General features: G+C 64.0%; 2 protein-coding genes. One reads left to right on the top strand and one right to left on the bottom strand.

Features of this window, described 5'->3' with window-relative positions; genetic code table 11:
* A partial coding sequence (locus EN984_RS36175; RefSeq protein WP_164765996.1) for a M23 family metallopeptidase occupies positions 1–127 on the top strand: 127 nt, incomplete at its 5' end.
* Between the two features lie 111 nt (positions 128–238).
* On the opposite strand, the gene EN984_RS36170 is transcribed toward EN984_RS36175, so the two are convergent.
* Positions 239–901: M20 family metallopeptidase (locus EN984_RS36170; RefSeq protein ID WP_245480204.1), on the bottom strand; the 663-nt coding region annotated here is incomplete at its 5' end.

Here is a 901-nt window from a genome sequence, read left to right as displayed (position 1 = left end):
CGGCAAGACCGGCAGCAGCGGCCGCTCGACCGGCCCGCATCTGCACTACGAAGTGCGCCACAATGGCGAAGCGATCGATCCCTTGCGCTTCCTCACGGTCGGCAAGAAGGTCGCCCAGTATCTGTAAGCGATGCTGGGCTCCTGCCCCATGCGCCGATGACCATCATGATGGCTGACTAAGGCGCTCCCGTCGACAGAAACGCCGTCACTGCCGCAACCAGGGTGGCCGCGCCGACCTTCAACGCGGCCTCGTCGACACGAAACCGGCGTGGTGGAGCGGAAACACCGATCCGACCGCTTCGTTGCGGATGCCGAGCCGGAAGTAGACCGACGGGCGTTTCTCGCTGTAGTAGCCAAAATCGTCAGCGATGGTCCATCCGGGCGTGTTGAGGACGTTGTCGGCGCCGATGCAGGCCTTGGCGCTGGCGGCAATCAGCTCAGTCATCTCGACATCGTTGACGACACCCGGTTCGCCCTTGTGGATGTCGACCTCGACACGCGCCCCGTGGCTCGTCGCCGTACCCTCGGCTATCGTACGAACACGGCGCCAGGCCCGCTCGCGTGTGGCGTCGCTGCCGCTGCGGATGGTGCCTTTCAACGTGACCTTGCCGGCGGTGACATTATAGGCGTTGCCGCCATTGATGGCCGTCACGGAAATCACCAGCGGATCGTATGGGTCGATCTCGCGCGAAACGATCTTCTGCAATTCGCTCACCAGGGAGCAAGCCACGGCCAACGCATCGACACCTTCATGCGGTTTTGCCGCGTGCGCGGCCGAGCCGATGACGGCCACATCGAACGTGTCGCAGGCCAGAGTGTAGGGACCAGAGCCGACGGCAACCTTGCCGGACGGCGTGTAGGGATCGACGTGGACGCAGATGGCGGCATCGATGTCGTCGAG

This window comes from Mesorhizobium sp. M7A.F.Ca.CA.004.12.1.1, assembly GCF_003997835.1.
Taxonomy (GTDB): Bacteria; Pseudomonadota; Alphaproteobacteria; order Rhizobiales; family Rhizobiaceae; genus Mesorhizobium.
This window is presented reverse-complemented; position numbering and strand designations above follow the sequence as displayed.